The 24,531-nt window shown below is 69.1% G+C and carries 20 protein-coding genes; 10 read left to right on the top strand and 10 right to left on the bottom strand.

The window, feature by feature from the left end; genetic code table 11:
* From BHU06_RS04145 to earP, 4 genes are all read right to left on the bottom strand, one after another.
* Window positions 1-894, bottom strand: a complete 894-nt coding sequence (locus tag BHU06_RS04145; RefSeq protein WP_070397889.1) for a TIGR00730 family Rossman fold protein — start codon at window positions 892-894, stop codon at window positions 1-3.
* Window positions 895-910: 16 nt separating this feature from the next.
* A complete protein-coding gene (locus tag BHU06_RS04140; RefSeq protein ID WP_070397888.1) occupies window positions 911-1,789 on the bottom strand; it encodes an AEC family transporter in 879 nt (292 codons plus the stop codon).
* Window positions 1,790-1,859: 70 nt separating this feature from the next.
* Window positions 1,860-2,414, bottom strand: coding sequence for an elongation factor P (gene efp / locus BHU06_RS04135; RefSeq protein ID WP_070397887.1), 555 nt, complete (start codon window positions 2,412-2,414; stop codon window positions 1,860-1,862).
* A 105-nt stretch (window positions 2,415-2,519) separates the two neighbouring features.
* Window positions 2,520-3,569: an elongation factor P maturation arginine rhamnosyltransferase EarP gene (earP, locus tag BHU06_RS04130; protein WP_139146945.1), complete on the bottom strand. Its 1,050-nt coding sequence runs from the start codon at window positions 3,567-3,569 to the stop codon at window positions 2,520-2,522.
* 122 nt (window positions 3,570-3,691) lie between these two features.
* Here earP and BHU06_RS04125 point away from each other — a divergent pair, with 122 nt between their 5' ends.
* Genes BHU06_RS04125 through BHU06_RS04115 form a run of 3 tightly spaced genes read left to right on the top strand, consistent with a single transcriptional unit; the run spans window position 3,692 to window position 7,001 of the window.
* On the top strand, window positions 3,692-5,056 hold the full coding sequence (locus tag BHU06_RS04125; protein WP_083292895.1) for an amidohydrolase family protein: 1,365 nt from the start codon (window positions 3,692-3,694) through the stop codon (window positions 5,054-5,056).
* Window positions 5,053-5,913 carry an NAD(P)-dependent oxidoreductase gene (locus BHU06_RS04120; RefSeq protein ID WP_070397886.1) on the top strand — a complete coding sequence of 287 codons (861 nt, stop codon included), beginning with the start codon at window positions 5,053-5,055 and terminating at the stop codon, window positions 5,911-5,913. The genes BHU06_RS04125 and BHU06_RS04120 overlap by 4 nt, the downstream gene beginning before the upstream one ends.
* A 23-nt stretch (window positions 5,914-5,936) precedes the next feature.
* Window positions 5,937-7,001 carry a maleylacetate reductase gene (locus tag BHU06_RS04115; RefSeq protein WP_070397885.1) on the top strand — a complete coding sequence of 355 codons (1,065 nt, stop codon included), beginning with the start codon at window positions 5,937-5,939 and terminating at the stop codon, window positions 6,999-7,001.
* A gap of 28 nt (window positions 7,002-7,029) precedes the next feature.
* On the opposite strand, the gene BHU06_RS04110 is transcribed toward BHU06_RS04115, so the two are convergent.
* From BHU06_RS04110 to BHU06_RS04095, 4 genes are all read right to left on the bottom strand, one after another.
* Entirely contained in the window at window positions 7,030-8,352 is a 1,323-nt protein-coding gene (locus tag BHU06_RS04110) for a hemolysin family protein (RefSeq protein WP_070397884.1), read from the bottom strand.
* Between the two features lie 88 nt (window positions 8,353-8,440).
* Window positions 8,441-8,770 (bottom strand): hypothetical protein, encoded by a 330-nt coding sequence (locus tag BHU06_RS04105; protein WP_070397883.1) that lies wholly within the window; start codon window positions 8,768-8,770, stop codon window positions 8,441-8,443.
* Window positions 8,771-8,818: 48 nt separating this feature from the next.
* A complete protein-coding gene (ybaL, locus tag BHU06_RS04100) occupies window positions 8,819-10,522 on the bottom strand; it encodes a YbaL family putative K(+) efflux transporter (protein ID WP_070397882.1) in 1,704 nt (567 codons plus the stop codon).
* A gap of 87 nt (window positions 10,523-10,609) precedes the next feature.
* Window positions 10,610-11,527 carry a LysR family transcriptional regulator gene (locus BHU06_RS04095; protein ID WP_070397881.1) on the bottom strand — a complete coding sequence of 306 codons (918 nt, stop codon included), beginning with the start codon at window positions 11,525-11,527 and terminating at the stop codon, window positions 10,610-10,612.
* 107 nt (window positions 11,528-11,634) lie between these two features.
* Between BHU06_RS04095 and BHU06_RS04090 the strand changes: the two genes are divergently transcribed.
* Together BHU06_RS04090 and ppk2 are read left to right on the top strand one after the other, a co-directional pair.
* Window positions 11,635-12,822: an MFS transporter gene (locus BHU06_RS04090; RefSeq protein WP_254668121.1), complete on the top strand. Its 1,188-nt coding sequence runs from the start codon at window positions 11,635-11,637 to the stop codon at window positions 12,820-12,822.
* A gap of 91 nt (window positions 12,823-12,913) precedes the next feature.
* Window positions 12,914-13,825, top strand: coding sequence for a polyphosphate kinase 2 (gene ppk2, locus BHU06_RS04085; protein WP_070397879.1), 912 nt, complete (start codon window positions 12,914-12,916; stop codon window positions 13,823-13,825).
* 76 nt (window positions 13,826-13,901) lie between these two features.
* On the opposite strand, the gene BHU06_RS04080 is transcribed toward ppk2, so the two are convergent.
* A complete protein-coding gene (locus BHU06_RS04080; protein ID WP_070397878.1) occupies window positions 13,902-16,082 on the bottom strand; it encodes a catecholate siderophore receptor Fiu in 2,181 nt (726 codons plus the stop codon).
* Window positions 16,083-16,468: 386 nt separating this feature from the next.
* Between BHU06_RS04080 and ahpC the strand changes: the two genes are divergently transcribed.
* On the top strand, window positions 16,469-17,032 hold the full coding sequence (gene ahpC, locus BHU06_RS04075) for an alkyl hydroperoxide reductase subunit C (RefSeq protein WP_070397877.1): 564 nt from the start codon (window positions 16,469-16,471) through the stop codon (window positions 17,030-17,032).
* Window positions 17,033-17,133: 101 nt separating this feature from the next.
* Entirely contained in the window at window positions 17,134-18,711 is a 1,578-nt protein-coding gene (ahpF, locus tag BHU06_RS04070; RefSeq protein ID WP_070397876.1) for an alkyl hydroperoxide reductase subunit F, read from the top strand.
* Between the two features lie 2 nt (window positions 18,712-18,713).
* Here ahpF and BHU06_RS04065 read toward each other — a convergent pair whose 3' ends face one another.
* Window positions 18,714-19,535: a pyruvate, water dikinase regulatory protein gene (locus BHU06_RS04065; RefSeq protein ID WP_070397875.1), complete on the bottom strand. Its 822-nt coding sequence runs from the start codon at window positions 19,533-19,535 to the stop codon at window positions 18,714-18,716.
* 164 nt (window positions 19,536-19,699) lie between these two features.
* On the opposite strand from BHU06_RS04065, the gene ppsA reads away from it, so the two are divergent.
* From ppsA to BHU06_RS04050, 3 genes are all read left to right on the top strand, one after another.
* The gene (gene ppsA / locus BHU06_RS04060) at window positions 19,700-22,105 is read left to right on the top strand and encodes a phosphoenolpyruvate synthase (protein ID WP_070397874.1); all 2,406 of its coding nucleotides are present in this window, start codon (window positions 19,700-19,702) and stop codon (window positions 22,103-22,105) included.
* 64 nt (window positions 22,106-22,169) lie between these two features.
* Entirely contained in the window at window positions 22,170-22,457 is a 288-nt protein-coding gene (locus tag BHU06_RS04055; RefSeq protein ID WP_070397873.1) for a DUF4212 domain-containing protein, read from the top strand.
* The gene (locus BHU06_RS04050; protein ID WP_070397872.1) at window positions 22,450-24,513 is read left to right on the top strand and encodes a VC_2705 family sodium/solute symporter; all 2,064 of its coding nucleotides are present in this window, start codon (window positions 22,450-22,452) and stop codon (window positions 24,511-24,513) included. Before BHU06_RS04055 ends, BHU06_RS04050 begins: the two co-directional genes overlap by 8 nt.
* The last annotated feature ends 18 nt before the right edge of the window (window positions 24,514-24,531 follow it).

The following is a 24,531-nucleotide window of genomic DNA, read 5'->3' as shown; positions in this document are numbered from 1 at the left end:
TCAGCCCGCCGGCAACTGGTAGAACTTCACGATCGCTTCCCAGGCCACCTGGGGGTCGTCCACGTACTGGAAGAGCTGCAGGTCCTCGGGCGAAATCGTGCCTTCTTCCACCAGCAGATCCAGGTTCAGCAGGCGCTTCCAGTAGTCGCTGCCGTACAGCAGGATGGGCACGGGCTTGGACTTCTTGCACTGCACGAGCGTGATGACCTCGAACAGCTCGTCCAGCGTGCCGAAGCCGCCCGGGAAGGCCAGCAGCGCCTTCGCGCGCATCATGAAGTGCATCTTGCGCAGCGCGAAGTAGTGGAACTTGAAGCTCAGCCGCGATGGGATGTACGGGTTGGCCGACTGCTCGTGCGGCAGCGCGATGTTTAGGCCCACGTTGAGCGCGCCCTCGTCGTGCGCGCCCCGACTGGCCGCTTCCATGATGCCCGGCCCGCCGCCGGTGCAGATGAAGAGCTTCTCGTGCGGCAGGCAGTGCGCGCTGTACTGGGCCACGATGCGACCGAACTCGCGCGCCCGGTCGTAGTAGTGGGCGTTGCGCACCATGGCGCGGGCCTTGGCGATGGCGCGCGGTTCACCCGAGGCCTCGGCCGCGCGCAGGCTGGCCTCCGCCTCGCTCTGTTCGCGAAAGCGCGCGCTGCCGAACACCACGATGGTGTTCTCGATGCCCAGCTGTTGCTGCGCCAGATCGGGCTTGAGCAGCTCCAGCTGCATGCGGATGCCGCGCGTCTCGCGCCGCAGCAGGAACTCGGGGTCGGCGAAGGCCAGACGGTAGGCGTCGGCGGCCAGCGGGTTGCCGCTGTCCGCATGGGCCTGCAATTCGGCCCAGGCGTCGGCCAGGCGGCGTTCGGTGATGTCGTGGGTGGCAGGGGGGGAGGTGTGGGCGTCGGTCATGTTCTTCACTCCGGGGTCACAGCCCGAGGGCCAGGGCCAGCGGCACGAAGACCACCGCCAGCGCGTTGCCCACCATGATGGAGGCGGCCACTTTTTCGGGTTCCTGATGGTATCGGTCGGCCAGCATGAACTGGATGACGGCGGGCGGCAAGGCGGCGAACAGCAGCAGCTGGCCGCGCGCCGCGCCTTCCAATCCCATGGCCCAGGCCAGCGGGATGCCGATGGCCAGGCCGATCAGGGGACGCGCCAGCGCGCCCAGCAGGCCCAGGGCCAGGCCCTGGCGCGTCAGGCCGGTCAGCCGCACGCCCAGGGCGAACAACATCAGCGGCAGCGCGGCGTCGCCCAACAGCTTCAGGCCCGACAGCAGCACCGGCGGAGGGCGCAGTTCGGTGAAGGCGCTGAAGAAGCCCAGCATGGTGGCGATCATCAGGGGGCTGAGCAGCAGGTCGCGCGTGCGCGCGGCGGCGCTGGTGATGCGTGCGCCCAGCGAGAAGTGCAACAGGTTGCTGACCGAGAACAGCGCCACCGCGGCGCCGAAGTTCGCGGGTCCGAAGGCCAGCAGGGCCAGTGGCAGGCCCATGTTGCCGCAGTTGTTGAACATGACCACCGGCACCAGGGTGCGCGGCTGCGCGCCGAAGGCCTTGGCCAGTGGCCAGGCCAGCAGGCCGCTGCCCAGGATCAGCGCCGTGCCGCCGATGAGCAGCGGCACGTGCTCGCCGATGGCGAAGTCGCGCGAGGCCAGGGCCGAGTACACCAGCAAGGGCGCCAGCACGTCGAGCGAGATGCGGTTGAAGCTGCTGAGGTCCGGCGGGCGGCGGCGCGCGTAGCCATAGCCAATGGCCACGATCAGGAAGACCGGGATGATGATGTCGGCGATGCGGGCGATCAGGTCCATGGCGCTCGGGCGTGGCGTTCAAAACAGAAGGGCTCCCTGTGGAGCCCTTCGTATCGCGCAATGGAAGCGGTCAGACGCGCTTGCGGTATTCGCCCGTGCGCGTGTCGATCTCGATGCGATCGCCCTGGCTCACGAACAGCGGCACGGGGATCTCGAAGCCGGTGGCGATCTTGGCCGGCTTGAGCACCTTGCCCGAGGTGTCGCCCTTGACGGCGGGTTCGGTCCAGGTGATCTCGCGCTCCACGCTGGTGGGCAGTTCCACCGAGATGGCCTTGCCTTCGTAGAACACCACCTCGACGGCCATGCCGTCTTCCAGGTAGTTGAGGGCGTCGCCCATGTTCTCGGCCTCCACCTCGTACTGGTTGTAGTCGGTGTCCATGAACACGTACATGGGGTCGGCGAAGTAGGAGTAGGTGCACTCCTTGTGGTCCAGGATGATCTGGTCCATCTTGTCGTCCGCCTTGAAGACGACTTCGGTGCCGATGTTGCCGAGCAGGCCCTTGAGCTTCATGCGCACGGTGGCGGCGCCGCGGCCGCCGCGGGCGTATTCGGTGCGCAGGACGATCATCGGGTCCTTGCCGTGCATGATCACGTTGCCGGCGCGGATTTCTTGGGCGATTTTCATGAGGGAGTTCCGTTGAAGGGATCGCCCGGCGGTTCGGGCGAGGGGCCGGCATCGGCGGTGGATGGACCGGGCCCGGGTTGCGGGTTTGTCGCTAAACCCAATATTTTACCGTTTTCGCCCCACCGCCTCGGCCAGCTGCGTGGCGAGGTCGGGCTGGGCGAGCAGGCGCTGGCGCGCGGCCTGCACCACCTCGCGCCAGCCGTCCACCACGTCCCAGCCGGGCCAGGCTGCGTCGGCGGTCGCGCCCGGCAGGCCGTTCCAGTGGTGGTGGAAGGCGCGCAGGCTGGCGGGCGCGTCCAGCCAGTCCAGGAAGGCCTGCAGCTTGGCGTGGTGCGCGTCGTCGTGCTGCGGGTAGATCTGCCAGACGAAGGGCTGGCCGGCCCAGAGCGCGCGCACCAGGGAGTCTTCGCCGCGCACGAGGTTGAGGTCGGCGCTCCAGAGCAGTTCGTCGAAACCGCGCTGGCTCAGCCAGGGCAGGGCATGGCGCGTGGCGCCTGGCGCCAGCGGCAGGCCCGTCGCGGCGGCGGCGGCGCGGCCCGGCGTGACCAGCCAGTGCGCGTCGGCCCGCGCCATCACGGCCGGCAGGCTCGGCGGTTCGTAGCAAAAGAGCGCGATGCGCCGCCCCTGGGCGGGCAGGCCCTGGGCCGCGAGCCAGGCGCCGCGGTCGAATGCCACCTGGCGGTCGGCGAGGTCGTCTTCGCGCAGCAGCCCACCGGTGCGCGCCGTGAAGCCGGGGTAGAAAAAGCGCTTGGTGAGGCCCCGGCCCGGGCCGCTCATCACGGGGGAGGGCAGGCCGTGGCAGCGCTCGACCCAGGCCTCGGCGCTCAGGTACTCCAGGTTGATCCAGGCCGGCTCGATGGTGCGCGCGGCGATGAAGGCCTCGGGCGGCTCGCAGCCGAAGGCCTCGATCCAGACCTCGCCGGGCACCAGGCCCAGCGCGTCGAAGGGCTCGCGCCAGGGGCGCACGCTCACGCCGGGCGCGCCCTCGGGCGCCATCCAGGCCAGCGGCGCGGGATCGTCGATCCACAGCCGCACGGCCTGGCCGCGCGCGCCCAGCTGCGCGGCCAGGCGCCAGCAGACGCCGGCGTCGCCGTGGTTGTCGATCACGCGGCAGAAGATGTCCCAGGTGCGCGGGGTGGTCATGCGGTCGATCATGCCCGCATCCGTCGCGGGCCGGCCGGCCCTGGAAAACTGATTTCCGCGCGCCGGGTTGTCGCGGGGGGGCGTGCGTGGACACACTCCCTGCCCTTGACTGCCGACAGAGAAGAGACACCCACGTGACCCAGCGCACCCTCATCCGCGGCGCGTCCATCGTCACCATGGACGCGCAGGGCGACCTGCCCGTCGGCGATCTGCTGGTGGTGGACGACACCATCGAGGCCATTGCGCCGCGGCTGTCGGTGGATGGCGCGCAGGTGGTCGACGCCACCGGCTGCATCCTGGTGCCGGGCTTCGTCAACGCGCACATGCACACCTGGCAGACCGCACTGCGCGGCGTCGCCGCCAACTGGACGCTGCTGCAGTACTTCCGGCACATGCACGCCGGCCTGGCCACGGTGTTCGGTCCCGAGGACCTGCGCATCGCCACGCTGGCGGGGGCGCTCAACCAGCTCAACTGCGGCACCACCACCTTGGTGGACTGGTGCCACAACAACCCCACGCCGGCGCACAGCGACGCAGCGGTGGACGCGCTGCTGGCCTCGGGCATCCGCGCGGCCTTCTTCCATGGCACGCCCAAGCCCGACCCCCAGCCGGGCCAGGCGCCGTTCTGGGAGGTGCCCCACCCGCGCGCCGAGATTCAGCGCCTGCTCAAGGCCCACCAGGGCCGGCCGCTGCTCAGCGTGCACGCCGCCGTGCTGGGCCCGCACTACAGCACGCTGGAGGTGGCGGTGCACGACTTCCGCATGGCCCGCGACTTCGGCCTCATCGCCTCGCTGCACCAGGGCGGCGGTGCGGCGCGCGCGCCCGAGGGCTGGGCGCAGCTGGAGGCGCTGGGCTTGCTGGGGGAGCAGATCAACATCGTGCACGGCCACGCGCTGAGCGACGAGCAGCTCAAGCGCTTCTGTGGCCTGGGCATGAGTTTTTCGGCCGCGGCCGAGAACGAGATGACCCAGGGCCACGGTCACCCGCTCACGGGTCGGTTGCGCGCGCTGGGCCGCGCGCCCTCGCTGGGCGTGGACCTGGAAAGCGTGTTGGGCGGCGACATGATCACCCAGGCGCGCATCGCGCTGGGCGTGCAGCGCAGCCTGGACAACGAAGCCCACCGCGCCGCGCACGGCGGTATCCCGGACACCACCAGCATCACCACGCGCGAGGCGCTGGCCTGGATCACGGTCGAGGGCGCGCGCATGCTGCGCCAGCTGCACCGCATCGGCACCCTGGCCCCGGGCAAGCAGGCCGACCTGGTGCTGATCCGCGCGGACAGCCTGAACATGCAGCCCGTGCACGACCCGGTGAGCGCGGTGGTGTTCCAGGCCACGCTGGCCAACATCGATTCGGTCATGGTCGCGGGGCAGTGGCGCAAGCGCGCCGGCCAACTCGTGGGCGTGGACCTGCCCCCCTTGCTCGCGGCGCTGCGCGAGTCGGGCGAGAAGATCACCCGCGCCATGGGCATGGGCGCATCGAATGGAGTTTTTGCATGAAGGTTCACTTCATTGGCGTCGGCAAGATGGGCTTGCCCATGGCGCGCCACCTGCTCGCGGCCGGCCACGGCGTCACGGTGGAAGACCCGGCGGCGGACCGCCTGGCGCTCGCGCGCGAGGCCGGCCTGGCGGTCGCCGATGGCCTGGCCCAGGCCGAGCTCATCGTCTCTTCGCTGCCGCACGACGGTGCGCTGCTCGCCGTGGGCGAGCGCGTGGCCGAGCACGCGGCGAAGGGTGCGGCCTGGGTGGACACCAGCACGGTGTCGCCCGAGGCTTCGGCCCGCGCGGCCGAGGCCTGCGCGCGCGCCGGGGTGCCCACCCTGCGCTGCACCGTCTCGGGCAACAACCACATGGCCGAGGCCGCGCAGCTCACGGTGATGGCCTCGGGTCCGAAGGCGCTGCACGAGCGCCTGCTGCCCCTGCTGAGCTGCTGGGGGCCGACGCAATTCTGGCTCGGCGAGGCCGAACAGGCGCGCCTGATGAAGCTGGTGGTGAACCTCATGATCGCGCAGACCAGCGCCATGCTGGCCGAGGCGCTGAGCCTGGGGCAGAAGGGTGGTCTGGCCTGGCAGGACATGTGGCGAGTCATCGGCGCCAGCGCCGTCGCCTCGCCCATCGTGAAGGCCAAGGGTGTGCAGCTGAGCCAGCGCGACTACACGCCCACCTTCACCGTGGGGCAGATGAACAAGGACATCGACCTCATCCTGGGCGAGGGCGCGCGCCTGCAGGTGCCCCTGACGCAGACGGCGGCCACGCGCCAGCTCATGTCGGCCGCGCAGGCGCAGGGCGACGGGGCGCTGGACTACGCCGCCATCATCCGCGTGGCGCAGCGGGCCGCTGGCCTGGACACCGATTGAGGCGACAGAAAGGAAGGTTGCGCATGCGATCGTTCGTTTATCAGGGCTTGCCCAGCCGCGTGGTGTTTGGCGCGGGCGCGCTGTCCCAGCTGCCACAGGCCATCGAGGCCATGGGCGCGCAGCGCGCGTTGGTGTTGTGCACACCGGAGCAGCGCGCCAGCGCCGAGCGCGTGGCGCGGTTGCTGGGCGACAGGGCCGCCGGCATCTTCGACCGCGCGGTGATGCACGTGCCGATCGAGACCGCGCGCGAGGCGCGCGAGGTAGCGCGGCGGCTGGGCGCGGACTGCGCCGTGGCCATTGGCGGTGGCTCCACCACCGGCCTGGGCAAGGCCATCGCGCTCGACTCGGGCCTGCCCATCCTGGCCATTCCCACCACCTACGCGGGCTCGGAGATGACGCCGATCTACGGCATCACCGAGGCGGGCCTGAAGAAGACCGGTAAGGACCTGAAGGTCCTGCCCAAGAGCGTGATCTACGACCCCGAGCTCACGCTGACGCTGCCCGTGGGCCTGAGCGTGACCAGCGGCCTCAACGCCATCGCGCACGCGGCCGAGGGCCTGTACTCGGTGGAAGGCAATCCGGTGATCGACCTGATGGCGGAGGAGGGCATCGCCGCCATCGGCCGCGCGCTGCCGCGCATCCGCGCGAGCGCCAGCGACGTGGAGGCGCGCGGCGACGCGCTGTACGGCGCCTGGCTGTGCGGCATCGTGCTGGGCTCGGTGGGCATGGCACTGCACCACAAGCTGTGCCACACCCTGGGCGGCAGCTTCAATCTGCCGCACGCCGAGACGCACACCGTGGTGCTGCCACATGCGCTGGCCTACAACGCGGCCGCGGCGCCGCTGGCCATGCGGCGCATCGCGCGGGCCCTGGGTCGCGACGACGGACAGGCCGCGCGGGCGGTGTTCGACCTGGCGAAGGACAACGGCGCGCCGGTGGCGCTGCGCGACATCGGCATGAAGGCCGAGGACCTGGACCGCGCGGGCGAGATCGCCTTGCAGAACCAGTACCCGAACCCGCGCCCCCTGGAGGCGCGGGCCATCCGCGAGCTCTTGCAGGCGGCCTGGGAAGGCGTGCGGCCCGCCTGAATGGCCGGGACGGCGCGCGGCGCGGCCGTCAGCTGTCCGGGCGCTGGTCCTCGGGCGCGGGTGGATCGATGGGCAGCGGGGTGGCCAGCACCTTGTCGATGGTGCGCCCGTCCATGTCCACGATCTCCAGGCGCCAGCCTTCCCAGGTGGCGCAGTCGCCGACGCGCGGCAGGCGGCCCGTCAGCAGCATCAGCATGCCACTGAGGGTGTGGTAGCGGCCGCGCTCTTCGTCGGGCACGCTGAGCAGCCCCAGCCGGTCCTTCAGCTCGGGCACGGGGATGTGGCCGTCGAGCAGCCAGGAGCCGTCCTCGCGCTGCATGGCCCAGGCGGTTTCCGGGTCGCGCGGCTGGAACTCGCCCGTGATCGCCTCGATGAGGTCCTGCAGCGTGACGATGCCCTGCAGCTCGCCGTACTCGTCGATCACGAAGGCCATCTGCACGTCGGAGAGGCGGAAGTTGTCCAGCAGCTCCATGCCCGTGATGGTCTCGGGCACGTACAAGGGCGTTTGCAGCGGCTGCTCGGACAGTTCACGCGCCGTGCCGCGGATGGCCTGCGCCAGCCACTGCCGCGCGTTCAGCACGCCCTGCAGCTGGCCCAGGTTGCCCTTGACCACCGGGAAGCGCGAGTGGTTGCTGCTTTCCACGCGCGCCATGTTCACTTCGAACGGCTCCTCCAGGTCGAGCACCACCACGTCGCTGCGCGGCACCATCAGCGAGCCGATCTGGCGGTCGTCGAGCCGGAACACGTTGCGCACCATGGCGTGCTCGTGCGACTCGATCACGCCCGCACTCGTGCCTTCGGCCAGCATGGCGTGGATCTCTTCCTCGGTGACGGCGTTGGCGTTGCCCTCTTTGACGCCCAGCAGGCGCAGCAGCGCGCGTGTGGACACCGACAGCAGGATCACGAACGGCTTGGTGGCCTTGGACAGCCAGTCGATGGGTCGCGCCACCAGGCGCGCCAGCGACTCGGGGTAGGTCTGGCCCAGGCGCTTGGGCACCAGCTCGCCCACCACGATGGAGAAGTAGGTGATGACCACCACCACCAGCGCGGTGGCGCCGAACTGGCTGGCCTGTTCGGGCGCGCCCAGGCCTTGCAGCCAGACCGCCAGCGGCCCGGCCAGGGCGGCCTCGCCGACGATGCCGTTGAGCACACCGATGGAGGTGATGCCGATCTGGATGGTGGAGAGGAAGCGGTTCGGGTCTTCCCCGAGCTTGACGGCCGCGGCGGCCGCGCCGTCGCCTTCGTCGATGAGTTTCTGCAGTCGCGCCTTGCGCGCGGTGACGAGCGCCAGCTCCGACATGGCGAAGACGCCATTGAGGAGGATGAGCGCGATCAGTAAGGCAATTTCCATGGGGGTGTGTCAAGCAAGTGCTGGGCCGTCCGCCGTGGCGCGCGGGTGGCGCCACATCGGGGCGGACGGAGCAAGAAGGGGGCGTGGCTCAGGCGCGCCGGGGCGGGCGGAACGGACCGTCCAGCAGGGGAGCCGGTGGCGGACCCCGGTCGGCGGGCGCCTGGGCTGGCGTCATCACGTGGGACAGCGGTGGCGCGGCGCGCCGCTGCAGGGTGTCGGGCAGGTCGGGGAGTTCGTCGCCCAGCGCGTGTTCCAGGTCGGCCAGGCCTTTCTGGCTCTTGGCGAGCGGGTGGTTGGCGCTGGCGTCGATCAGCGCGTCGGCCGCGCGCGGCACGTCGACGATGTGGTCGGGGATGCCGAAGCCCACCACCCCGAGCAGGAAATGGCAGGCGAACAGCGCAATGAGCCAGCGGCGCATAAGAACGGCGATTTTACGAAACCGCCCCGCGGGACCGCGGCAGGCCCGTCAATGCGCCTTTTCCAGCGGCGGCGGCGCCAGCACGTGGCGCGCCATGGCGTGCGCCAGTTCGGCCTCGCCCAGGAACACCGTGCCCACGCCCGCGGCCTTCATGCGCTCGGCCTCGTCCTCGTTGTGCGAGCGCACCACGATCTGTATCTCGGGGTTGAGCGTGCGCGCGGTGTCGATCATCTGGTGCAGCGACAGCGTGTCCTGGGTGGCGATGACCAGCATGCGCGCCTGCGCGATGTGGGCCTGGATCAGCACCTCGGGGTCGCCCGCATTGCCCACCACGGCGGCCATCCCCTTGGCGCGCAGGGCCTCCACCAGCTCGCGGTTCTGGTCGGCCACCACGAAGGGCTGGCCCGCCGCCTTGAGCGCCTGCGCGATGCGCCGGCCCACGCGGCCGTAGCCCACCAGCACCACCTGGCGCGACAGGTACTTGGCCTCGGTGCTGCGCGGCAGCTCGGCCAGCGGGTCGTCGCGCGCCTCCAGGCGGCGGACCAGCAAGGAGTGCTCGCGCAGCAGCTGGCGCAGCGGCTCGATGGCCTTGAACAGCAGGGGGTTGAGGGCGATGGAGATCAGCGCGCCCGCCAGCACCAGGCTGTGGCCTTCGTCGGGCATGAGACCCAGCTGCGCGCCCAGGCCCACCAGAATGAAGGAGAACTCGCCGATCTGCGCCAGGCTGGCCGAGATGGTGAGCGCGGTGTGCAAGGGGTAGCGCATCAGCAGCACCAAGGCCACCGCCGCCAGCGACTTGCCCACCACGATGATGGCCACCACGCCCAGCACGTGGACCGGCTCCTCGATGAGCACATAGGGGTCGAACAGCATGCCCACCGAGACGAAGAACAGCACCGCGAAGGCGTCGCGCAGCGGCAGAGATTCTTCGGCCGCGCGGTGGCTGAACTCGGACTCGCGCAACACCATGCCGGCGAAAAAGGCGCCCAGCGCGAAGGACACGCCGAACAGCTCGGCCGAGGCGAAGGCGATGCCCACGGCCGCGGCCACCACGCACAGGGTGAACAGCTCGCGCGAGCCGGTGCGCGTGACCTGCCACAGCAGCCAGGGGAAGAGCTTGCGCCCCACCAGCAGCATGAGCGCGACAAAGCCGCCCACGCGCAGCAGCGTCAGGCCCAGGGCGGTGCCCACGGACTCGGCACCGCCATTGTCGGGCGCGGTGCCGCCCAAGAAGCCGGCCAGCGGCGGCAGCAGCACCAGCACCAGCACCATGGCCAGGTCTTCCACCACCAGCCAGCCGACCGCGATGCGCCCGGTGATGGAGCCCAGAATGCCCAGGCTTTCCAGCGCACGCAGCAGCACCACTGTGCTGGCCACCGACAGCGAGATGCCCAGCACCAGCGCGGGGCCGATGGCCCAGCCCCACCAGCTCGCCATGGCCATGCCCATCAGCGTGGCCACCACCATCTGCACCACGGCGCCGGGCAGGGCGATCTTGCGCACCGAGAGCAGGTCGTCGAGCGAGAAGTGCAGGCCCACGCCGAACATCAGCAGCATCACGCCGATCTCGGCGAGCTGCGAGGCGATCGCGGCGTCGGCCACGAAACCGGGTGTGTAGGGGCCAATGATCACGCCCGCCAGCAGGTAGCCCACCAGGGCCGGCAGCTTCAGTCGTGCGCAGATGAACCCCAGGATCAGCGCCAGCCCGAGGCCGGCCGCAATCGTGTTGATCAGCGCGAGATTGGCGTGCATGCGGCGGGGGTGTGTGGCGTCTCGGGCGGGGGCGGGGGATACCCGAGTGTCGCGCAAATTCGCGCCCAGCCCGGGCGCGGGTTTTTCTCAGTGGGCGAGCGACTGGCCGTGGGCCTTCACGATCTCCAGGAAGCGCCGCAGCCGCGCGGTCTGGAAGCGCGCCGGCGGATACACGAGCTGCACTGGCAGTGGCTCGGCGCGCCAGCCCGGCACCAAGTGCACCAGCCGGCCCTCGCGCAGGTCCTCGGCCACCAGCCAGGCCGAGACCACGGCCACGCCCAGTCCCGCCAGCACCGCGCTGCGCAGCGCGTACAGGCTGTCGGTGCGCAGACGCGGGCGGATGTCGAAGCGCAACGCGGCGCCACCGCCCACGGGGTTGAGCACCACGCGGTCGCGGTAGTAGGTCTGCAGCGCCAGCCAGGGCAGCTCGCGCAGTTGCTCGGGCGCGCGCGGCGCCTTGTGCCGGTCCAGCAGCGCGGGCGCGCCGATCACGATGCGCGGCAGCTCGAACAGCGGCACGGCCACCAGGTTGGGGTCGCGCACCTTGCCGACCTGGATCGCGCAGTCGATGCCCTCGGCGACGAAATCCGCCTCGCGGTCGGCGAGCAGCCACTCCACGCGCACCTCGGGGTGGGCGCGCAGGTATTGCGCCAGCGGCGCCACCAGCTGTTCCTGCCCCAGCGCGTGCGGCACCAGCACCTTGAGCGTGCCGCTGGCCGCGCGCCGCGAGCCGCGCAGCTCCTCCTGCATGGCGTCCCATTCGTCGATCAGCGAGCGCGCCATGGCCAGGCAGCGCTCGCCGTCGGGCGTGAGCGTGGCCGCATGGGTGGAGCGGCGCAGCAGCCGCACGCCGAAGTGGCGCTCCAGTGCCTGCAGGCGGCGGCTCACGGTGGGCTGCGTGGTGTCCAGGCGCTGGGCCGCCGCCGAGAGGCTGCCGCTCTCGACGATGCGCACGAAGGTCTGCAGCAGTTCGATGCGGTCGAGGGCGAGAGGGGCTTCTTTCATGCGTTGAACGTATGAAGTTAGTTCGCCGGACAGTCTATCCCGGGCGCGAATATGCGAGAAGAATTCGAGCTATTCCGTTTTTTTGCTCAGGAGTTCTCTTGTCTTCCATTCTTACAACGCATGACCAGAGGGATGGCCGTGCCACACCGGCCGGCCTGCCCGCGCTGCTCGCGGCCGGCGCCGGCTTCAGCGTCGCCTCGATCTACTACAGCCAGCCCATGCTGCCCGAGCTGGCGCGAAGCCTGCAGGCCGGCGAGGGCGCCATCGGGGCAGTGCCCATGCTCACGCAGCTCGGCTACGCCGCCGGCATCTTGCTGTTGGCGCCGCTGGGCGACCGCTTTGACCGGCGCCGCGTGATGCTGGTGAAGGCGGGCCTGCTCGCGCTGGCGCTGCTGGCCAGCGCATTCGCACCGGGTGTCGCCGTGTTGCTGGCCGCGAGCCTGTTCGTGGGCGTCACCGCCTCGCTCGCGCAGGACTTCGTGCCCGCCGCCGTCTCGATCGCGCCGGAACACAGCCGTGGCCGGGCCGTGGGCGCGGTGATGACGGGGCTGTTGCTGGGCATCCTGCTGTCGCGCGTGGTCAGCGGCCTGGTCACGCAGGCGCTGGGTTGGCGCGCGATGTTCGGTCTGGCCGCCGTCAGCGTGGTGCTGCTGGCGCTGGTGGTGTTTTGGCGCGTGCCCGCCTTTCAGCCGGCCACGCGGCTGGGCTATGGCGAGCTGCTGGCCTCCCTCGCCGGCCTGTGGCGCCGGCACCCGCCGCTGCGCCGCGCCGCGTTTGCGCAGGCCTTGCTGGGCTTGGGCTTCAGCGCCTTCTGGTCCACGCTGGCCGTGATGCTGCACGCGCGCTTCGGCCTCGGCAGCGGCGCGGCCGGGGCCTTCGGGCTCGCCGGCGCGGCGGGGGCGCTGGCCGCGCCACTCGCCGGCCGCCTGGCCGACCGGCACGGCCCGCGCCGCGTGGCCTTGCTGGGTGCCGGTGTAGCAGCGCTGACCTATGCGCTGATGCTGGGCATGGAGGTGCTGCCGGCGTCGGCGCAGTTGCTGCTGCTGGTGCTCAGCGCCATCGGCCTCGACTTCGGCTTCCAGGCCGCGCTCATCGCGCACCAGAGCACGGTCTACGGTCTCGACGCGGCCGCGCGCAGCCGGCTCAACGCCATGCTTATCACGGCGATGTTCGTGGGCATGGCCAGCGGCTCGGTGGTTGGCGCACTGGCCTTCGCGCATGGCGGGTGGCCGGCCGTCGCCGCCATCGGCGTGGCGAGCGCAGCCCTGGCCGTGCTGTGGCGCTGGCGGGCATAACGCAGCCCGGTGCGCGGGCTTCGTGTGACTGTCATGTGAATGTCACGCATCGAGGCAATACTGGGTGGTTCAGTAGGGAAAGGACCGCCCCATGCTTCTGAACGGCAACGACGACCTGATGCGCCGCTTGAGTGACGACCTCATGGACGGCTACGACGAAGAACTCGAGATGGAGATCGAGGACCGCGGCCTGGACGAAGGCGCGGACCCGGAGGCCGCCGCTCAGCGCAAGGAGGCGCGCCGGGTCTACTTTCGCGAGCTGTTCCGCCTGCAGGCGGAACTGGTGAAGCTGCAGGACTGGGTGGTGAGCACCGGCCACAAGCTGGTGGTGGTGTTCGAGGGCCGCGACGCGGCCGGCAAGGGCGGGGTGATCAAGCGCATCACGCAGCGCCTGAACCCGCGCGTGTGCCGCGTGGTGGCGCTGCCGGCCCCCAACGACCGTGAGCGCACGCAGTGGTACTTCCAGCGCTACGTGACGCACCTGCCCGCGGGCGGCGAGATCGTTCTGTTCGATCGCAGCTGGTACAACCGCGCGGGCGTCGAGCGGGTCATGGGCTTCTGCGACGACGAGCAGCTGGAATCCTTCTTCCGCACCGTGCCCGAGTTCGAGAAGATGCTGGTGCATTCGGGTATCCAGTTGGTGAAGTACTGGTTCTCCATCTCCGATGAGGAGCAGGAGGCGCGCTTCCTCGGCCGCATCCACGACCCGCTCAAGCAGTGGAAGCTCAGCCCCATGGACCTGGAGAGCCGCCGCCGCTGGGAGCTCTACACCAAGGCCAAGGAGGAGATGCTGGCGCGCACGAACATCCCCGAATCGCCCTGGTGGGTGGTGCCGGCCGACGACAAGAAGACGGCGCGGCTGAACTGCATCCACCACCTGCTCTCGCTGATCCCGTACCACGAGGTCGAGCGGCCCGGCATCACGCTGCCCGAGCGCATCCGCCACGAGGGCTATCGCCGCCACCAGGTGCCGGGCGAAATCTACGTGCCGCAGATCTACTGACTGCGCCCGCGGCCAGGGCGAAAAGGAAAAGCGCCAGGCCGAAGCCTGGCGCTTTTCTGGGGTTCGGCGGGTTCGATCAGAACTTGTAGTTGGCGGTGAACGTGGCCGAGCGGGGCGCGCCCAGGGCGAGTCGGCCGCCGCCGTTGTTCAGGGTCATCAGGTACTCCTCGTCGAACAGGTTGTAGATGTTCAACTGAAGGCTGAGCTTGGAATTCACCTGGTACTTGGCCATGGCGTCGGCCACCCAGTAGGAGGGCACGTTGGGCATGTTGCCCTGGGCGCCGCTGGTGTTGACGAAGCGCTTGGCTTCCGACACGTAGCGCGCACCCAGGCCCATGGTCAGCTTGTCCCACTGGTACGAGGTCCACAGCGTGGCGCTCAGGTCCGGCGACCAGCGCACGCGGTCGGTGGCCACGCCGGTGGCGTTGCGCACGTCGATCTGCTTGGTGCTGGTCTTGGCCAGTCCGGCGGTGATCTGCCAGAACGGGGTGATCTGGCCCGTGGCCGACAGCTCGATGCCCTGTACCTGTGTCTTGCCTTCCTGAACGGTGGCCAAGGTGACCTGGTCGACCGTGGTCTGGTTGTCGTTGACCGTGCGGAAGACCGCGGCCGCGACGTTGAGGCGCTTGTTGAGCAAATCCCACTTGGTGCCCAGCTCGACCGTGTTGGTCTTCTGCGGGTCGAACGCGGGGTTGTTGATGCTGGTGGCGCTGGTGCTCAACTGCGTGAAGGCGCCGGGCGGGGTGGAGGAGGTCGCATAGGACGCGTACACGCTGCCGTTTTCCGCCGGCTTGTAGACGCCGCCGATGCTCCAGCTCACCAGGCTGCGCGAGTCCTCGAGCGGGGTGGCCCCGACGGCGGCGCTCGAGCTCAGCTTGTAGACGTCCACGCGCGCGCCGCCGTTGATGGACCAGCGCTCGTTGATTTTGGCGTCGTCGAAGGCGTAGACGCTGATGGTGTTGGTGGTGGTGCCCGACTCGTCACCCGTGCGCGGGCCGAAGTTGACCATGGCCCGGTACGGGTCCGGGTTGTACAGATTGGCCGGCGCGGTACCGGTTGCGGTGCCGTGGCTGAAGTTCGTCTGCTTCTCGTGCAGCAACTCCACGCCGGCGGCCAGCGAGTGCTGCATGCCCCCCGCGTCGAACCGGGTGTTCAGGCTGGTCTGGTTGGCCAGGATGCTGTTTTCCTGATCGACGCGCTGGCGCGACAGGTTCACGGTCCAGGCGGAGAGCGGTCCGCCCGTGTTGCCGATGCCCGCGCCACCGGTGTTCATGCCGGTGAGCGTGCGGTCCATGTGGGTTTTGCCGTAGCGCGTGACGTTGCGGACCGTCGTGGCCTCGCCGAGGTCGTGCTCGACCTTCACGGTGAACATGTCGGCGTCGACCTTCTCGCGGTCGTTCACGCTGCCGTAGAAGTTCTCGCGGCGCACCTTGGGGCCGATGACGGAGGTGTAGCCTTCGTAGCCGATGGCGGGAATGCCGCCGTCGGGCACGTTGTCCTGGCGCAGGTGCTGGCTGAACAGATGCACCCGGGTGGGCGTGCCCAGGCCGGTCACATACGACAGACCCACGCCATAGCCCTTGTTCTCCACGAAGTCGCGGCCGTCGACGCCGCTGTCCTGCACCATGGCATTGAGGCGCAAGGCCGAGGTGTCGCTGAGCTGTCGGTTCAGGTCGACCGTGGCGCGGCGGCGGTCGCCCGTGCCCACGGTGCCGGAAACGCTGCTCTCGTCGCCCAGATGGGCCTGCTTGGAAATCAGGTTGATGAAGCCGGCGCTGGCGCCGCGCCCGGTCTCGGCGCCGGCGGCGCCTTTCACCACCTCGACCTGTTCGAGATTGAAGGTGTCGCGCGTGACCGCGCCCAGGTCGCGGATGCCATCGACGAAGGTGGACTGTTGCAGCGAGAAGCCGCGCAGCTGAAAGGTGTCGCCGGCCGAGGTGTTGCCGTTCTCGCCCATCTGCATGGTGATGCCGGGGGTGTTGCGCAGGGCTTCCATCAGCGTGACGGCGCCTTGCTCCTCGATCACTTCCTTCTTGATGATCTGCACCGTCTTGGGCGTGTCGAGCAGGGGCGCGGTGAACTTCTCGTTGGCCGACTTCTCGGCCCTGTACGGCACCTCGGGCGCTTCTTTCACCGTGACGGTCGGCAGGGTGGTAGCGGGCGCGGTCTGCGCCATGCCCGCGGCGGGCAGGGCGGCGGCCAGCAGGGCCAGGAGTTGGGTGGATGGGCGGGCGGTGCGGCGGCGGTAGCGAGCCATGGTCGGTCCTTGAGGCTGTTGTGGTGAGTCGGCTGGCTGGCTTCCTCGTCACGGCGCTCAGGTGCCGGGGCACGGATGGGGGAGGCGCTGGGTCGGTGGCTGGCTGTGGCCTATTATTGCTAATGAAAACGGTTCTCATTAACAATACATGCAAAATTTCTTCACACGTCGTTGTGTGGGTGCATCAGCGGGTGCTGGGTGCGCGGTTTGCCCCGGGAACAACCGGCCGCCGGCTGGTGCCAAGCACAAAATTCCCTATGAGGGGGATAAAGACTATTAATCCGATCATTCCATAGTCATCGACTATGATTGTCCCCGTCGCGTTGAACTGCGTTTGGCGCCGTCACCGTTTTCCCCATTTCCTTCAACCGCAACCAGGAGTTCCCATGTCCCTGATCAACACCACCGTTCAACCCTTCTCCACCACGGCCTTCCACAACGGCAAGTTCGTGCCTGTGAGCGACGCGAGCCTGCGTGGCGAGTGGTCGGTGCTGGTGTTCATGCCGGCGGCCTTCACCTTCAACTGCCCGACCGAAGTGGAAGACGCGGCCGACAACTACGCCGAGTTCCAGAAGCTGGGCGCCGAGGTCTACATCGTCACCACCGACACCCACTTCTCGCACAAGGTGTGGCACGAGACCTCGCCCGCCGTGGGCAAGGCCAAGTTCCCCCTGGTGGGCGACCCCACCCACCAGCTGACCCGTGCCTTCGGCGTGCACATCGAGGAAGAGGGCCTGGCGCTGCGTGGCACCTTCATCATCAACCCCGAGGGCGTGATCAAGACCGCCGAGATCCACGACAACGCGATCGCCCGCGACATGAAGGAAACCCTGCGCAAGCTCAAGGCCGCCCAGTTCGTGGCCAAGAACCCGGGCCAGGTGTGCCCCGCCAAGTGGAACGACGGCGCCAAGACCCTGACGCCCTCGCTGGACCTCGTCGGCAAGATCTGATCGCCGCGATCCGCTGAAAACCCGTTGAGGGTTTTGCGTTGAACCTTGGGTGCCATGCGCCCAGGGTTCCTCGCAAAACGCTGAATCGAAAGGAGTCCCCCATGCTCGACGACACCCTCAAGGCCCAGTTGCAGGCCTACCTGGGCAAGCTGCAGCGGCCCATCCGCCTCATCGCCTCGCTCGACGGTTCCGCCCCGTCGCAGGAGTTGCGCGAACTGCTGCAGACCATCGCCGGCCTGTCGGACCAGGTGAGCTACGACGACAGCGGCACGGACGCGCGCAAGCCCTCGTTCGTGATCGCCCGCGAAGGCGAGACCACGGGCGTGCGCTTCGCCGCCATTCCCCTGGGCCACGAGTTCACTTCGCTGGTGCTGGCCCTGCTGTGGACCGGCGGTCACCCGCCCAAGGCCGAGCAGGAAACGCTGGACGCCATCGCCACGCTGCAGGGCGACCTGCGCTTCGAGGTCTACATGAGCCTGAGCTGCCACAACTGCCCGGACGTGGTTCAGGCGCTGTCGCTGATGGCCATCCGCAACCCGGCGGTGCAGGTCACGGTGATCGATGGCGGGCTGTTCCAGGCCGAGGTCGAGCAGCGCCAGGTGATGGCGGTGCCCATGGTCTTCCTCAATGGCGAAGAGTTCGGCGGCGGCCGCATGTCGCTGGAGGAGATCGTCGCCAAGCTCGACGTGAACGCCGACGCCCGCGAAGCGGCCAAGCTGGACGCCAAGGACCCGTTCGACGTGCTGATCGTTGGTGGTGGCCCGGCCGGCGCCGCCGCGGCCGTCTATGCGGCGCGCAAGGGCATCCGCGTGGGCGTGGCGGCCGAGCGCTTCGGCGGTCAGGTGAACGACACGCTGGCGATCGAGAACTACATCAGTGTGCTGGAAACCGACGGCCCGAAGTTCGCCGCCGCGCTGGAAGCCCAGGTGCGTCACTACGGCGTGGACATCATGAACCTGCAGCGCGCCGAGAAACTGGTGCCCGCCAGCGAGCCGGGCGGCCCCGTGCAGGTGGTCATGGCCAATGGCGCCACCCTGAAAGCGCGCAGCGTGATCCTGTCGACCGGCGCGCGCTGGCGCAACGTGAACGTGCCCGGCGAGGCCGAGTACCGCAACAAGGGCGTGGCCTACTGCCCGCACTGCGACGGCCCCCTGTTCAAGGGCAAGCGCGTGGCGGTGATCGGCGGTGGCAACTCGGGCGTGGAGGCCGCGATCGACCTGGCCGGCATCGTCGAGCACGTGACGCTGATCGAATTCGCCGACGCGCTCAAGGCCGATGCGGTACTGGTCACCAGGCTCAAGAGCCTGCCCAACGTGGCGATCCACACGAATGCGCAGACCACCGAGATCACCGGCGCCAACGGCACGGTGAACGGCCTGAGCTACAAGGACCGCGCCAGCGGCGAGCAGCGCCACGTCGAACTGGAAGGCGTGTTCGTCCAGATCGGCCTGGTGCCCAACACCGAATGGCTCAAGGGCACGGTGGAGCTCAGCCGCTTCGGCGAAATCGTGATCGACGCCAAGGGCCACACCAACGTGGACGGCGTGTTCGCGGCCGGCGACTGCACCACGGTGCCGTACAAGCAGATCGTGATCGCCGCCGGCGCGGGATCGACCGCGGCCCTGAGCGCCTTCGATTACCTGATCCGCCAGCCGGTGGCGGAAGCCACGGCGGCCTGAGCTCAGTACTCGAGGCGTTCGGGCCGCACCTCTTGCAGGATGGTGGTCGCGATTTCCTCGATGGACTTGGTGGTGGTGGAGAGCCAGCGGATGCCCTCGCGGCGCATCATGGCCTCCGCCTCGGCCACCTCCATGCGGCAGTTCTCCAGGTCGGCGTAGCGCGAGTTGGGGCGGCGCTCGTTGCGGATTTCGCTCAGGCGATCCGGCGCGATGGTGAGCCCGAACAGCTTCTTGCGGTGCGTGGCCAGGGCGGGTGGCAGCTTGCGGCGCTCGAAATCCTCGGGAATCAGCGGGTAGTTGGAGGCCTTCAGGCCGTACTGCATGGCGAGGTACAGCGAGGTCGGCGTCTTGCCGCTGCGGCTCACGCCGACCAGGATCACGTCGGCGCTCTCCAGGTCCTTGTCGCTCTGGCCGTCGTCGTGCGCCAGCGAGTAGTTGATGGCCTCGATGCGGTCGTGGTAGGCCTTGCTCTTGGACGCGTCGGAAAAGCGCCCCACGCGGTGGTTGCTCTTGATCCCCAGCTCTTCCTCCAGCGGCTGCACGAAGGTGCCGAACATGTCGAGCAGCATGCCGCGGCAGTGGTGCTGGAAGACGTCGAGCACCTCGGCGTTGACGACGGTGGTGAACACCAGCGGGCGCCGGCCCTCCACCTCGGCGGTGTGGTTGATCTGGCGCGCCGCCTGGTGGGCTTTGTCCACGCTGTCCAGGAAGGGCAGGCGCACCCGGCGCACCGTGGCCTCGAACTGGGCGAGGATGGCGTTGCCGAAGGTTTCGGCGGTGATGCCGGTGCCGTCGGAGACGAAAAAGACCGTTCGGTGGGACATGGGAGGGGCGTCCTTACAATCCGCTGCTGTTGCGTGGCGGGCCATTATCCGGGCCCGTGGCGCCCCCCAAGATTTCCGCCTTGCCCGGTGGCCGACCCACAACACAACCACAGGTCACACGCTGGTGCATGGAACCCCGGTTTTTCAACCTTAGGAGTTTTTCCATGTCCAACCTGTTCGAGGCGACCGCCCTGGTCGTGCCTTTCGAGAAGCTGCGGATGAGCGACGTCGAGTCGGTCGGCGGCAAGAACGCCAGCCTCGGCGAGATGATTTCTCAGCTGCCCAGCGGTGTGAAGGTGCCCACCGGCTTCGCCACCACGGCGCACGCCTTCCGCGAATTTCTCCAGCACGGCGGCCTGGCCGACCGCATCAACCAGCGCCTGGCCACGCTCGACACCGAGGACGTGCGCGCCCTGGCCGCCGCCGGCGCCGAGATCCGCGCCTGGGTCGAGGCCCAGCCCTTTCCGGCCGACCTGGAAAGGGCCATCCGCGAGGCCTTCGCCACCCTGAGCGAGGGCAACGCCAAGGCCTCGTTCGCCGTGCGCTCCTCGGCCACCGCCGAAGACCTGCCCGACGCGTCCTTCGCGGGCCAGCAGGAAACCTTCCTCAACGTGGTCGGCATCGAGGAGGTGCTGCACAAGATGAAGGAGGTGTTCGCCAGCCTCTACAACGACCGCGCCATCAGCTACCGCGTGCACAAGGGCTTCGCCCACGCCGAGGTGGCCTTGTCGGCCGGCGTGCAGCGCATGGTGCGCTCCGACCTGGGCGCGGCCGGCGTGATGTTCACCATCGACACCGAGAGCGGCTTTTCCGATGTCGTCTTCATCACCAGCAGCTACGGCCTGGGTGAGACGGTGGTGCAGGGCGCCGTGAACCCCGACGAGTTCTACGTGCACAAGCCCATGCTCAAGGCCGGCAAGCGCGCGCTCATCCGCCGCAACCTGGGCAGCAAGCTGATCCAGATGGTGTTCAGCACGGCCGAGGAAAAGGCCGCCGACGGCCCGCTGAAGGGCAAGCTGGTGAAGACCGTGGACGTGCCCGTGGAGCAGCGCAACCGCTACAGCCTGAGCGACGCCGACGTGGCGCAGCTGGCCCAGTACGCGCTGGTGATCGAGCAGCACTATGGCCGCCCCATGGACATCGAGTGGGGCAAGGACGGCACCGACGGCCAGATCTACATCCTGCAGGCCCGCCCCGAAACGGTGAAAAGCCAGAGCGCCGGCAAGACCGAGGTGCGCTACAAGCTCAAGGGCAAGGGCTCGGTGCTGGCCAGCGGCCGCGCCATCGGCCAGAAGGTGGGCACCGGCCCGGTGCGCCTGGTGCACAGCATCGGCGAGATGGACAAGGTGCAGCCCGGCGACGTGCTGGTCACCGACATGACCGACCCCAACTGGGAGCCCGTGATGAAGCGCGCCAGCGCGATCGTCACCAACCGCGGCGGGCGCACCTGCCACGCGGCCATCATCGCGCGCGAACTCGGCATCCCGGCCGTGGTGGGCTGCGGCGACGCCACCGAGCGGCTCAAGGACGGCACCCTGGTCACCGTGAGCTGCGCCGAGGGCGACACCGGCAACATCTACGACGGCCTGCTCGAGACCGAGATCAGCGAGGTCAAGCGCGGCGAGATGCCCGATCTCGACGTGAAGATCATGATGAACGTGGGCAACCCACAGCTGGCCTTCGACTTCGCCCAGATCCCCAACGGCGGCGTGGGCCTGGCGCGGCTGGAATTCATCATCAACAACAACATCGGCGTGCACCCCAAGGCCATACTCGACTACCCCAACGTCGACGCCGACCTGAAGAAGGCGGTGGAGTCGGTGGCGCGCGGCCATGCCTCGCCGCGCGCGTTCTACGTCGACAAGGTCGCCGAGGGCGTGGCCACCATCGCCGCGGCCTTCTGGCCCAAGCCGGTGATCGTTCGCCTGTCGGACTTCAAGAGCAACGAGTACCGCAAGCTGGTGGGCGGCTCCCGCTACGAACCCGACGAAGAAAACCCCATGCTGGGTTTCCGCGGTGCGGCGCGCTACATCAGCCACGACTTCGCCGAGGCCTTTGCCATGGAATGCGAGGCGCTCAAGCGCGTGCGCGAGGACATGGGCCTGAGCAACGTGCAGGTGATGGTGCCCTTCGTGCGCACGCTGGCGCAGGCCCAGCGCGTGACCGAGCTGCTGGCGGCCAAGGGCCTCAAGCGCGGCGAGAACGGTCTGCAGCTCATCATGATGTGCGAGATCCCCAGCAACGCCGTGCTGGCCAAGGACTTCCTGCAGTACTTCGACGGCTTCTCCATCGGCTCGAACGATCTGACGCAGCTCACGCTTGGCCTCGACCGAGATTCCGGCCTGGAACTGCTGGCGCACGATTTCGACGAGCGCGACCCGGCGGTGCGCGCGCTGCTCAAGCTGGCCATCGGCGCCTGCAAGGCCGAGGGCAAGTACGTGGGCATCTGCGGCCAGGGCCCCAGCGACCACCCCGACTTCGCGCAGTGGCTGCGCGACGAGGGCATCAGCTCCATCTCGCTCAACCCCGACACGGTGATCGACACCTGGCAGCTGCTGGCGCGGGGCTGAGCGCGCGGGGCAGCCCGCGCAAACACCTAAGGCGGGGGGGCGCGCGCAATGCGATGATCCCGCGATGCCCCCCGCGCCCGCCACGAACCCGCGCCACGACCGCCGCGCACTGGCCCTGAAGGCCGTGCTGCTGGCGGTGCTGGTGCTGGTGTCCTTCGGCACCTGCTTCTTCGCGCGAGAGCTCAGCTTCTCCGTGATGGGCTGGCCCCTGCATTTCTGGATCGCCTCCCAAGGGGCGGTGCTGGTGTTCATCGCCATCCTGGCGGTCTACACCTGGGCCATGAACCGCCTGGAGGCCCGCGACGGCGAGGGCGGCGGGGACGGGCCGGACGACGGGGGCGGCGGTGGCTGACGGCCCAGCCTACGCCGCCTACCAGCGCCGCCTGCACCGCATCCTGGCGCTGTATGTGGTGGCGCTGATTGCTTTCCTGCTGCTGATGGCCTGGGCCGAGCAGAGCGGCCTGTCGCGCCGCTGGCTGGGGCCGATCATGTTGTTCGCCACCGTCATGATGTACGGCGGCATCGGCGTCTATGGGCGCACCGCCGACCCCGAGGAGTACTACGTGGCGGGCCGGCGCATTCCGCCGGTCTACAACGGCATGGCCGCGGCCGCCGACTGGATGAGCGCGGCGTCCTTCATCAGCCTGGCCGGCGGCCTCTACCTGCAAGGCTTCGGCGGCACCGACGTGCAAGCTGGCGGACTGGCCTTCGTGCTGGGCTGGACCGGCGGCTTCTGCCTCGTGGGCCTGCTCATCGCGCCGCACCTGCGCCAGCTCAAGCTCTACACGGTGCCCGAGTACTTCATGCACCGCTTTGGCGGCCGGTGGCCGCGCCGCCTGGCGGCGTTCTCGGCGATCCTGTGTTCCTTCACCTACGTGGTGGCGCAGATTTATGGCATCGGCCTGGTGGCTTCGCGCCTGACCGGGGTGCATTTCGAGATCGGCATCATGCTGGGCCTGGGTGGGGTGGTGCTGTGTTCCTTCCTGGGCGGCATGCGGGCCATCACCTGGACCCAGGTCGCGCAATACGTGATCCTGTTGCTGGCCTTTCTGGTCCCCGTGTCCTGGTTGGCCTACCAGCAATTGGGCAACCCCCTGGCGCCGTTGGCCTACGGCAAGCAGCTCGAGAAGATCGCAGCGCTCGAGAAGGACCTGCAGGCTTCGCCGCAGGAGCGGGCGGTGCAGGCCGAGTTCCAGGCGCGGGCCCGCCAGTACCAGCGCTGGCTCCAGGACGTGGAGGGATCGCTGCGGGAGCAGCGCATGCTCGCGCAAGAGCGCGTGCGCGAGCTGGTGGCCCAGAACGCATCTGTCGAGCGCGTCGTCGCCGCGCGCCGGGCGCTGTCGGCCTTGCCCCGGGACGCGGCCGACGCGCGCGAGCAATGGACGCGCGCCATGAAGGACAGCCAGGACCGTTCCCGCTTCCTGGGCGGGCTGCCGCCCCACACGCAGGCCTATGTCGGCGATCCGAATGGCAGCGAGGCCGAGCGCCGGGCCTTCCAGTCGTCCCGCGCGAACTTCCTGGCGCTCATGTTCTGCCTCATGGTGGGCACCGCCGGGCTGCCCCACCTGCTGACGCGCTACTACACCACGCCGTCCGTGGCCACCGCGCGGGCCTCGGTGGCCTGGTCGCTGTTCTTCATCGCGCTGCTGTACCTGAGCGCGCCCGCGCTGGCCACACTGGTGAAGTACGAGCTGATGCAGAACGTCGTGGGCAGCAGTTTCAACGCGCTGCCGTCGTGGATCGCGCAGTGGTCGCACTACGACGATTCCTTGCTTTCGGTGAGCGACATCAATGGCGACGGCATCCTGCAGTTCGGCGAGATCCGGCTGGGGGCCGACCTGATCATGCTCGCCACGCCCGAGCTGGGCGGCATGCCCTACGTGGTGTCCGGCCTGGTGGCCGCGGGTGGTCTGGCCGCCGCGCTGTCCACCGCCGATGGCCTCTTGCTGACCATCAGCAACTCGCTGGTGCGCGACACCTACTTGCAGGAGTTCGGGCGCCATGTGGCGCCCGAGCAGCGCGTGATCCTCTCCAAGTTCGCGCTGTTGAGCGTGGCCACGGTCGCGGCTTTCGTGGCATCGCTCAGGCCGGCGGAGATCCTGCCGCTGGTGGCCTCATCGTTCTCGCTCGCGGCCTCTGCCTTGGTGCCGGCCATGATCATGGGCATCTTCTGGTCGCGCACCACAGGCGCTGCCGCGGTGGCCGGCATGCTCGCGGGCCTGAGCGTGACGGTGGGCTACATGGTGGTCAACGCCCCGGCGGTGCGCGCCGTGCTGCGGCTGCCGGCCGGCCAGTCGCTCTGGTTCGACATCCAGCCGGTGTCCGCGGCGGTGTTCGGTGTGCCGCTGGGTTTTGCGGTCATCCTGGTCCTGAGTTTGCTGACGCGCCGCCGCGTGGCGGGGGCGTAGTCGCATCGGCCTGGGCCG

It is taken from the genome of Hydrogenophaga sp. PML113 (assembly GCF_001777155.1).
GTDB classification, from domain to species: Bacteria; Pseudomonadota; Gammaproteobacteria; order Burkholderiales; family Burkholderiaceae_C; genus Hydrogenophaga; species Hydrogenophaga borbori.
Note: the sequence above shows the minus strand (reverse complement) of the source record. Positions and strands in the feature narration are given on the sequence as shown.